Genomic DNA, 14256 nt, shown 5'->3' with positions numbered 1-14256 from the left:
GTCCTCTTAGAGAGCTTCGTTGCCGGTTTCGCCGGTACGAATACGGGTTACTTGTTCCAGGTTGTACACGAAGATTTTGCCGTCGCCGATTTTGCCGGTGCGGGCCGCGCCTTCGATGGCTTCGATGGCCTGCTCAACGATGGAATCGTCCACGGCCGCTTCGATCTTGGTCTTCGGCAGGAAGTCCACCACGTATTCCGCACCGCGATACAGTTCGGTGTGGCCTTTCTGGCGGCCGAAGCCTTTGACTTCGGTCACGGTGATGCCTTGCACGTTAATCGCCGACAGGGCTTCGCGCACCTCGTCAAGCTTGAACGGCTTGATAATGGCGGTAATCATTTTCATACGGTGCCTCGCTTAGAAGGTTTTGGAGATGAGCAGGACAGCACCGGTTTTACCCAGGTTCTTCCCGTTTCCGACGTAGGCTTCAGTGTCGGCATAGACCGCCGCCAATGCCACAGTCACTACGCCGAAATCTTTGGTGACGCCAACCTTGTAATCGGTGTAGCTGGCAGCGCCGTTGTTCTTCACGTTCTGGCGGCCGACGTGCAGGTTCAGGGTATAGCCGTCATACACTTCCTGGTTCAGCTGGCCGTCCACATAGCCGGAGTTCTTACTGTCGGCAAAGCCGAACAGGTTGGTGGTCGATTGCGAATATTTCAGCGAGAACGGACCGGCCGAAATCTGGCCATACAGTTCGAAAGTGTTGGCGCTTGGGCTCAGCTTGTTCGACGGGTAGTAGTAGTACAGGCCACCGACGTCGTAGCTAATGGTGTCGGTGATGTTGCCGCGTTTACCAGCGTACAGATCCCATTCGACGCTGCCGTCGCCGCCGCCGTCCTTGACCCACTTGATGGTCGACAGCCAGGTGCCGGCGTAGAAGCCGGTTGGGTTATTCACGTAATCAGCGCCGCCTTGCAGGGCTGGTTTCAGGCGGGTTTGCGATACGCCGCGGTAACGGTAGTCGCTGGCAACGGCAGCATTAAAGCTGACTTCGTTGTCGGGTTTCGCTTCAGGGGCGGGTGCCGCCTCTTCTGCGTGCGCCAAGGACGCGAATGCTAAGGTCAACGCTGCGATCAGGGTATAGTTCTTGGCCATTTTCATAATTGTTTTTCCTAGTGAGTTGAACTTGATTAGCAGATGCGGTTTAAAATCCTTGTTAAGCGAAGCAATGAAAAGCATTCATCAGCTTCTTTAGCAGAATGTGTGCCAGCTAATGTTGTCCAGCAAACAGCTGCCGTATCATCGATGACAACGGGCCTGCCCTGTCCAAAGTGAGAATTGCCACGAGCGCAATGAGGGATTTCGGCGGTTTCGCACCACATTAACGCCGACTCGCACCTTTATGGTGCAATGAGGACTTAACCAGATCAAGGAATATTATGGATATGAACACTTTTTTTAATGACTTGCAGAACAAAGTCAGCCAAGCCATCGAAAACTCACCAGCAAAGGACATTGAAAAGAACGTCAAGTCCATGATGACGCAGGGCTTCGCCAAGCTGGACCTGGTGACGCGCGAGGAATTCGATATCCAAACGCAAGTGTTGGCAAAAACCCGCGCCAAGCTGGAAGCGCTGGAAACCCGCCTGGCTGAGCTGGAAAGCAAGATTAAGTAATCAATCAAGTGCAGGACGTTTGTCCTGCCGCAAAGCGGCGCGGCGGACCTGGTTTACGCTGGCGGTTGGTCCCTCTAGTTCATCCGCCCCGTCATGAGCCTCGCCGTACTCAAAAGCCGCGCCCTGGCTGGCATGGAGGCGCAGGAAGTCAGCGTTGAAGTGCATCTGGCGAATGGCTTGCCTGCCTTCACCATCGTCGGGCTGGCCGATACCGAAGTCAAAGAAGCCAAGGACCGCGTCCGCGCCGCTATCCAGAATGGCGGCTTTGAATTTCCTGCCCAGCGCATTACCGTCAACCTCGCGCCGGCTGATTTGCCCAAAGAATCCGGGCACAGGTTAGTTACCAATGCTGAATTCCACATGATTAGTTTGTCGAATCATGGACATTCTTGCCCGTCAACAGACATGAAGCGCCTGAATACTCATATAACTGCGTATTCTCATCAGAGCGGTCACTGATTGGCTTCGAAGTCCAGCTCGAACAAACACGCGGCAGCGCTCTGACGTAGGTCGCCGGCGTAGCGATGCCCACCAGTGCCAGATGACGTCGCACTTCTTGACGTGGTATTCAGGCCATTCCTCATTGACGGTGATGTCGCCCTCAATGAAGGATAGGCCAAGCAAACTTCACAGGTGAGGTGGGTTTATTGTCATACATGCAGCTATAATTCTTTACACCATTCTTATTTATCGAAATGTATGAAGTCGATCAGGGCACATGTACACGACTTCCGCTCAATAGATGACAGCGGCGAATTTGACGTAGGCGAATTAACCTGTCTCGTTGGAAAAACAAGGCTGGGAAGACCGCCATTTTGCGAGCGCTGCATGGCTAAGGCGCGACAGATGGTTTTACCTACGAAAGATTCGCGACTACCCGCTACGCTAGCGTCAAGCAGATAGAAGCTGCCGGCAAACTTCTTACCACAAGCGTTCCTGATTTTGGTCATTACGTGCCTGCCGAATGGTTGATGCGAAATCTCTCAGTACTGGACGGCGACACCTGACGTCAAGGCCTCCCTTGAGAGGTTCGAAGCGGTGTTTAAGACGATCAATAGTTTGTTGGCTGGGCCTAATTAAGTTCAGATGCTCGGCTTCGAAAGTGATACGGGACTAAAGCCAAATATGATCAATGACAAGGGTCAAGAGGAAACACGCCAGACAATCAGAATTGATAAATTGCGTGCCTCGAAAGCAGGTCATGCTTTTCACGAGGCTTGGGCAGCGCGAACTGCACTGGAACTTCTTCCGCCATTGACGAGCTTGACCGCCATTACGCTGGAAGGCTTAGATATAGAGGACGAGAAGACGTTGGGCGACGACGCCGTGGAAATTGCTGATCTTGTTCGCTACTACGGTGCCACTGATATTGCTCACGCTCGTCAAGTTGTAGTGGTTCAGTTCAAATACTCTATCGCTAAAGCAGATTCGCCAGTACGCGCCGTTGATTTTGAACAAACACTTAGAAAATTTGCCATCACCGATGCTCAATTACGGACGCAGCATGGCGATGAGCATGTCCTTTCCGTTGTCAAATACGAGTTCGCCACCAACCGACCAGTTCATGAGAATCTGGATCGGGCATTGTCCATGTTGATAAGTGGCGGCGAGATGTCTGGAGACCTGAAAAGCCAAGCTGACCGTATTCGACTGGCATTGGCTGCCTATTCCTTCCCAATTGCCGAGCTATTGCGACGAGTTGATTTGGTCGGAGGGAAAGGCACTCTGAAGCAGGCAGAGCATTCCGTTGCGACTATGCTGGCATCCTGGAGTGAGCCGAGCGACCCGGATGCGGAAAAGCGCTTGCTCAAGTTACGAAGCCTTGTAAGGGATAAAGCGGGGCCCGGGAGCGAAACGGATAAGCGAATTGATCGTATCTCCGTTTTGGCCGAACTCGGCGTAGATCATGAGGATCGACTTTATCCAACTCCCGATGCGTTCCCCTATGTTGATGTGGTCGTCCAACGCGCTGTGCTCGACGACCTTGTAGCTTGTGCTCGAACTGTCGGGGCACCGGTTGTAGTTCATGCAGCTGGAGGAATGGGAAAGACGGTTCTTATGCAGGGGCTCGCTGAGCGTTTGAGCAATGATGGTCCGGTTGTTTTATTTGATGGATTTGGTGCCGGTCGCTGGCGAGATCCTGCCGACGGACGACATTTGCCAGAGCGAACACTGGTGCATTTGGCGAACCTACTTGCTGGCGATGGGTTGTGCGATATTTTGCTGCCATTGTCTGATATAACCGGTTTGGTTAGGGCGTTCCGTCGACGAATTATCCAAGCTGTTGGGACAGCGCGTTCGGTTCGTGCCGGCGCATCAGTGTCTTTAATCTTGGACGCTATCGATCACGCTGCGATTGCGGCGATCGAGACGGCCACAAGTTCCTTCGCCCATCTACTTTTGCGTAGTCTGACCGCCGATCCAATTGAGGGGGTGCGTGTCATCGTATCGTGTAGAACAGAGCGTTTGGAGCTTGCGGTTGGGGGCATGTTATATCGGCCTTTTTCTATCCCACTGTTCACAGAGGTGGAAATACGTACTCTCGTCGCCAAACGTATTCCGGATGCATCCTCTGTTGAGGTTGCGTCTCTGTCCATGCGATCAGGTCGGAATCCTCGTTGTCTCGACAGCTTGATCACAACAGGGCGGCCCTTTGATCTATGGGCCTCTCCTGATGCCCTTGGTGAACCCAATGAGTTGCTTGATACTTTGCTGCGGAAGCGTCTGGCCGATGCACGTGAAGCGGCCCGTATTCGCGGTGCAAGTGACCGGGATATCGATCTGCTGCTGGCAGGAGTGGCTCTGCTGTCGCCGCCTGTGCCAATAGAAGAGCTGGCAGCCGCACACGAGATGATTGCGGAGCAGGTGGAAAGTTTTGTAGCTGATCTTTATCCGCTAATCGAACGAACTCCACATGGACTAATGTTTCGGGATGAACCGACGGAGACATTAATTCGAAAGAATTATGGTAACGATCAAGCCGCACGAGATCAGATAGTAAAGATTCTTCAGGAGCGACAAGTTGAATCAACCTATGCAGCGCGCGCGTTGCCGGGTTTACTCACTTCACTACGCTACGCTGACCAGTTGATCGAACTGGCCTACGACCTGCGCGTACCAAGTGGAGTTTCACTTGTGAGCATACGAGAGATTCGGTTGTCGCGTATTACTGCGGCAATCGTGTTAACTGCTGAAAGAGAAAAGTTCGACGATCTGTGGCGCCTGTTCATGGAAGCATCTTTGGTGGCAGCTGGACATGAGCGATCTGATCGACTGCTATATGAGTACCCTGATCTAGCTGCGATATCCGATGATCCCGATGCGCTGCGGCGCTTGTCTATGACCAAGACTGGATGGCCTGGCGGCAAGCATGCCGCACTAGCGATCGCGACGTCATTTATGGGCAACTATGAGGAAGCTCATCGCCATGCTCGTCGATCAATTGATTGGTTCAATTGGTCGGTGCAAAAGAAGCGTAACATTGGCGAAAGACAAAGCAACGTATCGAATTATTTTGATGATGTTGGATTTGCATATGTCGCGATGCTAACAGGTAGCGACTTTAAAGTGGCCAAATTCTTTAGCTCACGAGGAGAGGGAGCAAGCTTTTTAAAGTTTCGGGATCTGTTTGATCTGTTGGATCGGCATCGTCATTCTCCGCATCCTCCTGTTATGCAAATGGAAGCTCGTTTGTCGCGGTGCCGTTTGTCTGTCAGATCGCTATACGCAGCGGCACTCTACTTCACAAACCAAACCGACCCTCACACAAAAAAAATACTCAAGGTGCTCGCAAAAGCTCCTTCTGCTATGGAGAAAAGTGCTGGACTTAGCGCCGCGTGCATTTTCGCTGCTGCTCGTGCGGCGGGACTTGGCATGGATGTTGAGGCGCGAAGCATACTTTCTGGGACTGTTCTCAAATTAGAATCCGTCTACGATTATTCCACTGCGTATCCATTGGATAGCGCAATTCATGTATCGGTTCTAGCTGCCGGCATCAGTGCTGCACTGTCTGGACGGCAGGCGGCATTGATCGACTTTTTGCCCAATGAGTTGGTCGAGCTGGTGCCGCCGAGTGCTAGGTCTCGTGGAAACAGCGCGTGCATCGCAGCGCTTAAGGAGAAACTTACGGCTCGGACTTATGACGGCAAGCGCTTACGGCGCAAACGAAAGGCCCTGAATGAGGAGACAAGGTCGAGCTATTCTCGGGCATTCGACAGCCGCATTTTTCCTCTATTGATTTATGCACAGCATGTTGCATTTATCATTCGACCTCCATTAGGAAAAAAGCGCTGCGAAATGTTGACTGAAGCAATTAATCAACTCAGGCGTGACGTTGATAAAGCCTCAAATTATCCGTATCGGGATGGGAAGGCATACGCTGCTAGAACTGGTTTGCGCATAATTTTCGATATCGCCGATGCCTTAGGAGCGCTCGATGAGATAGTCACGAAGAGTTTAGTTGATTGGATTATCAGCGTACCTGGGATTTACACTCCTGAGCTAATCTATTTGATCACAAGGCTTTCGCGCGATCCCAAATGTCTTGATGCAGCACTGGATCTTGCGGCACATGCAGATGCTCAAATACAGCACGATACTGATGTCAGCTCCAGGGTTAATTCATACGGTGATCTTGCCCGTGCTGTCTGGCGTGTTGGCGTTGAGGAGGCCGCAGCTTATTTTAAGCAAGGACTTGATCTTGCCGGCGCTATTGGCTCCGACGACTTCCATCGTACCAATCATTTGTTAGCGATCGCCGGCCGCTATTGCGGCCCTGAGCTTCCAGCCGAGGCATCGCATACACTTGCACGGATTCTGGAACTGAATCAACATGAAGATGGCAAATTCCCTTGGATCGAATACGCTCAAGCAATGGTACCTACGTCAGGTCTGGCAACACTAGCGAAACTTGCGCGGCAAGATGATCGGGGTGCTGCGCGCTTTGGATTATCGCTGGGACCTGCTCTTACAGTTCTCGTTCGCAATTCCAAATTGTCAGCTGAGACTGCCGCTGCATTACTTGGATTAGCCTCGCCGGTTGAGACTTGGACTTGGAGCCTCTCGGATTTCGCATCGGAGATTGTGGGGCGTTTAAATCCTATACGAAAAGAGTGGTTCTTCAAACTGTTGCTGATCGAAATTGACCGACAGGATCAATTGTCTCCATCGAAAAATACGATCGATGGTTTGGCAAAGCTTGCCGTAGAAAATCTTGCACCTGACTCCACATCGCTGTCGCGGATTAAAGCGCTGCAAAGACGGCTCCAATCCGATTCGGAATTAAGTACTACAGCCCTCCCTGTGGATACACAGCAGGCGTCAACGCTTTATCCAGTGGATTTCAGTGATCCGGATGAAATCGACCGACAAATCCTTAGCAGAGGAGAGGGCGATAAAGAACGTCCATGGCCTGCACAAATATTGTCGAGGATGGCCAATCAGATCAGCACTCCATCTGATCGTCTCCGCTACGTGCGTGCAGTTGTCGAAATTAGTGCGGCTACACTTGCCGATAAAATCCGAGCATTAGACGACTATCTTCCTGAGTGGGAGAGATCTTCACGAGCAATGCGCGATGAGTTGCCAACGCTTGGGCTTCGTTTAGCCAAGAAGCATGCGGCTGAACTCGCTGGCTCTGATTATGAGGCGTCAATTGGCTGGACTGGGATAGAGCAATATTTTCACTCCAGTCCGAAGTCACTTGTCCAGCAGGCGGTGATGGCATTGCGTGATTCGGCGGAAAACCTTAGCGGCGATAGTTGGCTACTACTCGCGTCGAAGCTTGCATCTGAAGTAAGTCCACAGGCTTTTGCGACAGGACTGGAGCGCTTTTTAACTAATACCGGAGAAAAGCTTCCAAACGAAGTTGGTGATGGACCTTGGCGAGTGGGTTTCCAAGTGGCTGCGGATGAGGCGACGTTTCTTGCGTCCTTGTTGTGGGCAAGACTGGGACACCCTGTCGCGTCAATGCGTTGGCGAGCTGCACATGCAGTTCGCCGCTTAGTGGCAATAGAGCGCTTTGATGTTGTCGATGCACTTTTGACGCGCTTTAAATTCGATTCAGGTCTTCCATGCGCCGATGCCAAGCTTCCATTTTATGCGATGCATGCCCAACTTTGGCTACTGATTTCTTGTGCTCGTATTGCCAAAGATTCCGCTCAAGGCTTTGTTAAGCACCGCCCTATATTTGAGGAGATTGCATTTTCAACGACTTTCCCGCACGTTGTTGCACGTGCTTTTGCAATGGACGTCCTTCGAAAGTTAGAGCCGTTGATAGGGGATGATGAGCGTGTGTTGCTCCGATCAAAATTATCGGTCGCAAATCGATCGCCGTTCTCTCCAATCACTCGGACGGAACTTGGAGAGCTCTGTTATCGCGCCAGACCCGATTCTCGGCCGGAAGAGGATAGTGCGTTTCGTTTGGAATACGATTTCAATAAATACCAAGTCGCACGGCTATGTAGAGTGTTTTCCTGCCCAGGCTGGGAAGTTAGCGACCGAATTAATGTTTGGGTAAAACGTTGGGATAACAAAATCGGCAGTATGTATGAGTGCCCGCGGTCTGGCAATGACGATTATGAGAGCGGTTCATCATCGTCTGTGCCGGCACGCGATCGCTACGGCGGTTATCTCGGATGGCATGCCTTGATGCTTGTCGCTGGAGAGTTGCTTGCAACTCGCGCTATCGTTGATGATCCGTGGGATAAAGAGGTCTGGGCACATTTTCTGGGGTCCTATACATTGTCACGTGACGATGGGGAGTGGATTTCAGATCTGACAGATCTGTTCCCAATAGATATCGCGGATGTCGCTGAGTTGCCTATGCCGGAGCCTGGCCAAGCCAGCACTCTGCGGGAAGATCGACGGCTTCTATTGCCTCTGCTAGGCGTGTCGGATGGTATTGCCATTGGCGAAAACCTTTTAGTCTCAGGACGTTGTTCGCCTGGATCAGGCCTAACGTTGACGGTCCAAAGCGTGATCGCCAACGATCATGACGCTAAGGCGACAGCCATGGCTTGGCTATCTGCAGATCAGACATTTCGCTGGTTGCCTCATGATAAATCAGAGATCGCTCGCCACTTCGGACGCCAAGGGCACACTGTGCGACCTTGGCTTGAAGGGATGGAGAATGCAGAGTACAACCTTGATCAGCATGATAGTTACGGTGCCAGTAGTGCACTGGACCGACCATTTCCGGCTCGGTGGACACAAAAGAAACTAGGTTTAATTCAGCGTGACCCTGTAGTGAGATCATGGCGAATCGAAGACAGTCCCGCTTACTTTGCGCAGGCTTGGGGCGCTGAGGGAGGTCGTGGCGAGTATGCATGGAGCAAAACGGGTTCTCGCTTATTTGTCACCAAGGATGCTTTGCTGACTTTACTACAATCATGCAGGCGTACGCTTGTCCTATCGATCCTGATTCGGAAATATTACAGTGCTAAGTCAGACGGACACAGTGGAGATAGCGGATCCTTTAGCTATCGTTCGTTGATTATTGTCGTAAAAGAGAACGGCGAAATCTGGGTGCCGCGCGGGATTAGCGCAGACGCAAAAAAAGCAATTGCCGTACTCAGCACAGATCGCCAGCGCGACTTCTATCCAAGATTTCGCGCTATTGCTGGACTGCCGGACGAGTGGGAGTTAAAGCGTAGTGAAAGGCAATTCACAGCGGTGCAAATTCAGATGTTGAATAAACTGTATGGAAGTGGTGAGTAGATCAATGGTTCGCTGGCCTGCAGGTATTTCGCTGCCGTCTTTTCTTTACCACAGCAGACGCCGTCTACTCGCTGACGCTCAACATTTCGATATGCTAGCAAACACGACACTTAAGCAGCAGTGTGCGCTGCAACAGATCCATGAGGACTTGCAGAAATCGGAATTCGAAGCATCTTTAGGGCACGGTCGCGGCGTTCGCAAGAACTAGGAAGGCGGGGGCAAACTGAGAGGTTCAATCCAGCCAGCGAACGAACACTCTTCTGACCAGAGCAGTGATCGCACCTACAAGTACTCAGTCAATTTTTGAAAAACATAGACAATAAATTTCAATTTCCTGTATCTTTCACGTTTCGTGAAAACTTCAATTTATTGAAAAAACTCTGTGGTTTTCATAAAATTGGCACATTCACGGATCGTGAAAATGGGAGAAAATTGAATGAGTCAGTTCGCATATGCGTCAGAGCAGACCTTGCTATCTAACGCGCTCGAAGCCCTCTGGGATACAACCCACATCCGAGGCAATGTGGTCGAGACTGAGTCAAAAGTTGCTGATGACTATACAGCGGATGCCGTGGTAGATCTTGTAGTGGATAAGCGATTTCATCGTTACTTTGTGGAGTGCAAATCTTTCATTGATCGGAAAGCACAACTTGATCAAGTTAGCCTTCGGCTCAGGCACATCGGCTCCCTAGCCATGCTAGTAACTGAATACGTCAGTAAGGAGCTTGCGTCACACTGCCGCACCATTGGGCTCCAATTTGTTGACGGGCACGGGAACGCCTACCTACGGGCGCCGGGCATGTTCGTTTTTTCAACAGGTGAGAAAAACGAACGCAGGCATCCTTCATCCAAGACTGCCAGAGGCCTAACAAACGCGGCAGCACTGCGCGTAGTTTTCACCCTACTATCGAAGCCAAAGTTAATTAACTCGACGTTCAAGGAAATAGCGCTGATCTCACGAGTTTCGTTGGGTACTGCACACAATGTTTTCGCGGATTTGGAGCAGCGAGGCTATCTAATTCTCGGAGCTAAAAATGGTCGAAGATTGCTGGAGCCAAAACGCCTCTTGGAAGAATGGGCGACCAATTTCCCCACTACCCTTCGGGCCAAGCTCGACAGCAATCGCTTCAGTTCTCCCGATCCCCACTGGTGGAAAAAAGTGAACATCACGGATTTTGACGCGTCATGGGGATCAGAGGTGGCTGCGGCAAAGATGTTCAAACACCTGAACCCATCAAGTCAAACGATATATGTTGAAGAAGAGAATATGCGCTCTGCAGTCAATGCACTCGTGAAGAGTTTTCGCTTAAGGCCTGATCCATTGGGGGAGATAGAAATCGTCGAAAAATTCTGGTTCTCGGATCTTGAAACTGAACCCGGCATCGCCCCTCCAGTGCTCGTATACTCCGATCTTCTATCGCTAATGGATCCTAGAGCAAAAGAAACTGCCATAATTATTAAGGAGAAATTCATTGAGCACACGTTCAATCAGAACTGACCGTCCTATCGATCCGATCACGGTGGAGATACTACGAACGGTCGCAGTTGCAGCCGAAGCAGAAGGGATCGCCCATATGCTCGTAGGTGCAACCGCGCGTGATGTATTGCTTACGCATGTGTTCGGAATGGAGGTCCGACGCGCAACACACGATGTTGACTTTGCAGTTGCAGTAAAGGACTGGGATCAATTTGAAGCACTGCGCGCAAGACTCGTAGCTCAAGGTACATTCAAAGATGGAGGTAGAGCAAGGCAGCGTCTGTATTACAAGGGTGCCGATGGCATGTACGACTACCCAATCGACTTAGTCCCATTTGGCGAGATATCGAAAGGCACCAACGAAGTAGCTTGGCCGCCTGACTTGAAGACGGTCATGAACATTGCCGGCTACGACGATGTACTTGCCGCTGCGGAATCAGTGGAAGTCGCTCCTGGCTTTATCCAAAAAATCGTTTCGATAGCAGGACTGGCGATCCTCAAGATAGTCGCTTGGTCAGATCGTGGAAGAGAAAATCCCAAAGACGCGCTAGACCTCATCTTCCTTATAGATACCTATGCTGCAGCTGGAAATTTAGACCGGATCTACAATGACGACCAAGTTATCGAGGCGGGCGGCCATGACCCCGATAATGCAGGTGCCTATTTGCTAGGCCAGGATATCCGGCACTTGGCAAGTGCATCGACACTCGATGTGTTAAAAAAAATCATCGACAATGACTTCGAAAGGCTTACCTTAGAAATGATGAAACCTCTGCGGCATATCGAGAACATTGAGGAACGAGTGACGTTGCGATTGCAACTGCTACAGCGAGCACTCGCTTAGCTGGCTCCGTCTGGCGCCACGCGCACCACCACATGACCGTCGCGGCTGCGTAACTGGCTGGTCAGGCGGCGATTGGCCAAGCGTTTGGCCGCCATCAGCGATGTCGCATACACCTCGCGCGGACCGGGATACAGACGCTGGCTCAGCATGCGTTTCAGTTGCAACATGTCCGGATGTGAGATATGCCAGCTCGGTATCACCCAGGCCTGCGGACGCAGTGAACGCACGCGTTGCGGCGAGGCGCCTTCCTGTTCGACGGCTAGTGAAACCGCCGTGATCACATAGATCAGGTCGTTAAACGAGACGTCGGTGCGCACCGCGCCGCTCGTCTGGGCTTGGCGCAGCAACGTCAAACCGATATCGCCCACCGCTCCGCAGCCAGGCGTAACACTTTGCAGCACCATGCCGATCGACGCCGCCAGGCCCCGATAAATATTGATGTGGCTAACTCCTAAGCTAGCACCCTCACCCGCCTCCTTTTCCTCGGTCATTTGCATCACGAGATAGGCCTTTTATTCCTATTGGCTTATGGGTGCCATTTTCAGCGGTAAGTTCGATGACATTTGACGGAATCATCGACTCCAACAGAGCTACTCTCCGTACGAGTTCCAAAATCGTCGCATCCGCCTCCACCAACAGAGACGCACATTTATCGCGTTCTAAGATGAGCGCAGCTACACGGTCCTGCAAATGCTGATTCTTGTTTCGCTGGCCAATCATTTTCTGGCGGCTTGACGTCTCGCGAGGAAGCGATGAATCACGAAGCCATGACTGAATTTCTCTGACTAGAAGAGGATATCGAGCCTTTTTGAGCGCCGACGGATCACAGCCAGCTTCTTTTGCGACGTTATTCTGTGAGACCCGCGCGCCTTGCGCTAACCGAATCGGTTTTCCTTCCTTTAGCCTAGAAAAAGCGTCCCGAAAAGCTTTTTCTGCTCGGCTGTGGGATGCATCGTTATTGGGTTCTAAGGACATTGAGCGCGTTCTCTAACGAGCGCCGCTGGGCTTCCAACGACTGTTGGTAGGGCGAACCAACTTCGGCATGTTCGAGCCGTTCGTCAATCGTTTGGAGTAGACGTTGAATACGTTGAAGCCGCTCGCGATCAAACAGTGCGTCTGCGCATGGGCCCTTGTTATCACCGCCGCCACACCGCACGATATTATCGATCCCCCCATATTCGCAAGATCCGGTTTTGGTACAGCCGCCGAGTAAGGTTTTGCGCCACGCAACCCGGCCGGCCTTTGATGCAGCTAACAGCTTTTTATCGTCGCTTTGCGTAACTAGCTGCAAAATGATTTGTTTCCGTGCCGCCCCATAAGGACTTACAAAACGGTCAGAGAAAAGTTGAGCCAGTTCCATCCCCATCAGCTCATACATAGTCCGAATATATTCCGCGCGTGCTTCTCTATTTATCGACAAGCGCGAATATCCTTGCCCGTAGTAGAGGCTACTAGATAGGATGCTGTGCTTTAGTTGGTATTGAATCGAAAAGTTGGAAACAAGACCTGATGCCTGCATATTCACGGCACCGGTTCGTCGCAACTGATGCCATGAAAAATTCCACATTTTTCCAACTCCAAACCGCTCCTCATCGAGCGTCGGCGTTATAAGCTTTGCCAAGTTCCAATCTTCCTGGGTCACACGCAACTCCGAGGGGTCAAACAGTTTGGGGCAACAGTCGAGGAGATCAGTATAGGATGGATAATTCACCTTTTCAACACGCTCCCCGTTCACGCTTCGATGAGTCCAAGGCTCGCAGACAGTCTGGATAAGCCTGGGACTGCTATCCTGAGGCCTCTCGCCGCATGCTTCGCGCAATTTCTGACGCAAGCTGGCGATGATTTGTAGCGCCCTTACCGCGACCTCTACCGACGGCGAGGTGACCCACCGCGCATCGTCATCATGGACTGTTTTAGTTGTTTCGCCGCAGAGCATAGCAACCTCACCTAGTCTCTCATCATCTTCGAAGCGGAGACAATCCAACGGCAGAGACCATGCCTCTTGGACACGCATTAAGGAGAAGTTGAGCACATAGGCGAGTCCGGCCCTGCTCACTGCGGTTAGATAATTGCTAAACGCATAAATGGGCAAGTTCTTGCCCCCCTTTTTTTTAAACGAGTACCAGCGGAAGAGTAGCTGATCTATCCCACACTCCTTGGCAATTTGGCCAAACGCCCCTCTGCTTCCGCAAGACCGACGGTAAATTCCGCTTTTATTCTTCGCCGCAGTGAGGGACCCGTAATCCCTTGCGTAAGCGTCCAAGGTTTTCTGATAACAAGCCCGGATCTGATCAGCATTCAGACAGAATTCGTCCAGCATCTCTCGCAACCGGCGAATTTGGTAAGTCCAGATGCGAGGAGGGACATAAGGGGTCTGCGCCTTATCCGGTGGAGCCGGAAGGCTTTTTGCCAAGCACCGCAGTGCATCGAGATCCAGCAGCATGAACCCTAACAGATCGCGCTGCTCGTACAGTGTTAAGTTGCACTGAAAATTGACCCACTTTCCCCACGAATTTGCAACTGAATCTGACCCACGTTAGTAGCACAATTCCACCTGTCTTATCGGCAGGAGATCGGAGTGATCAACGTGGCTCTACTCG

The 14256-nt window shown here is 51.5% G+C and carries 8 protein-coding genes and 2 pseudogenes; 5 read left to right on the top strand and 5 right to left on the bottom strand.

Annotated elements, in window-relative coordinates; all coding sequences use genetic code 11:
• Positions 1-6: 6 nt before the first annotated feature.
• A complete protein-coding gene (locus GTP46_RS02325; protein WP_161005018.1) occupies positions 7-345 on the bottom strand; it encodes a P-II family nitrogen regulator in 339 nt (112 codons plus the stop codon).
• A 12-nt stretch (positions 346-357) separates the two neighbouring features.
• Entirely contained in the window at positions 358-1104 is a 747-nt protein-coding gene (locus GTP46_RS02320) for a TorF family putative porin (RefSeq protein WP_202414107.1), read from the bottom strand.
• A gap of 278 nt (positions 1105-1382) precedes the next feature.
• Between GTP46_RS02320 and GTP46_RS02315 the strand changes: the two genes are divergently transcribed.
• Together GTP46_RS02315 and GTP46_RS02310 are read left to right on the top strand one after the other, a co-directional pair.
• Positions 1383-1619 (top strand): accessory factor UbiK family protein, encoded by a 237-nt coding sequence (locus GTP46_RS02315; protein ID WP_161005017.1) that lies wholly within the window; start codon positions 1383-1385, stop codon positions 1617-1619.
• Between the two features lie 93 nt (positions 1620-1712).
• A pseudogene (locus GTP46_RS02310) lies at positions 1713-1949 on the top strand (magnesium chelatase domain-containing protein); the annotation flags it as partial.
• A 128-nt stretch (positions 1950-2077) separates the two neighbouring features.
• On the opposite strand, the pseudogene GTP46_RS29360 reads toward GTP46_RS02310, so the two are convergent.
• A pseudogene (locus tag GTP46_RS29360) lies at positions 2078-2234 on the bottom strand (bifunctional UDP-4-keto-pentose/UDP-xylose synthase); the annotation flags it as partial.
• A 471-nt stretch (positions 2235-2705) separates the two neighbouring features.
• Here GTP46_RS29360 and GTP46_RS02305 point away from each other — a divergent pair.
• The 3 genes from GTP46_RS02305 to GTP46_RS02295 all read left to right on the top strand — a co-directional run bounded on the left by GTP46_RS02305 (position 2706) and on the right by GTP46_RS02295 (position 11656).
• Entirely contained in the window at positions 2706-9335 is a 6630-nt protein-coding gene (locus GTP46_RS02305) for a hypothetical protein (protein ID WP_229258774.1), read from the top strand.
• 436 nt (positions 9336-9771) lie between these two features.
• The gene (locus GTP46_RS02300) at positions 9772-10833 is read left to right on the top strand and encodes a type IV toxin-antitoxin system AbiEi family antitoxin (protein ID WP_161005016.1); all 1062 of its coding nucleotides are present in this window, start codon (positions 9772-9774) and stop codon (positions 10831-10833) included.
• Positions 10808-11656: a nucleotidyl transferase AbiEii/AbiGii toxin family protein gene (locus GTP46_RS02295; protein ID WP_161005015.1), complete on the top strand. Its 849-nt coding sequence runs from the start codon at positions 10808-10810 to the stop codon at positions 11654-11656. The genes GTP46_RS02300 and GTP46_RS02295 overlap by 26 nt, the downstream gene beginning before the upstream one ends.
• Here GTP46_RS02295 and GTP46_RS02290 read toward each other — a convergent pair.
• Both GTP46_RS02290 and GTP46_RS29600 read right to left on the bottom strand, forming a co-directional pair.
• Positions 11653-12147 (bottom strand): SbtR family transcriptional regulator, encoded by a 495-nt coding sequence (locus GTP46_RS02290; RefSeq protein ID WP_371869555.1) that lies wholly within the window; start codon positions 12145-12147, stop codon positions 11653-11655. The genes GTP46_RS02295 and GTP46_RS02290 overlap by 4 nt on opposite strands.
• A gap of 464 nt (positions 12148-12611) precedes the next feature.
• Positions 12612-14099 carry a hypothetical protein gene (locus GTP46_RS29600; RefSeq protein WP_229258773.1) on the bottom strand — a complete coding sequence of 496 codons (1488 nt, stop codon included), beginning with the start codon at positions 14097-14099 and terminating at the stop codon, positions 12612-12614.
• Between the last annotated feature and the right edge of the window lie 157 nt (positions 14100-14256).

The sequence above is a fragment of the Duganella flavida genome, from assembly GCF_009857445.1.
Classification (GTDB): Bacteria; Pseudomonadota; Gammaproteobacteria; order Burkholderiales; family Burkholderiaceae_D; genus Rugamonas; species Rugamonas flavida.
This window is presented reverse-complemented; position numbering and strand designations above follow the sequence as displayed.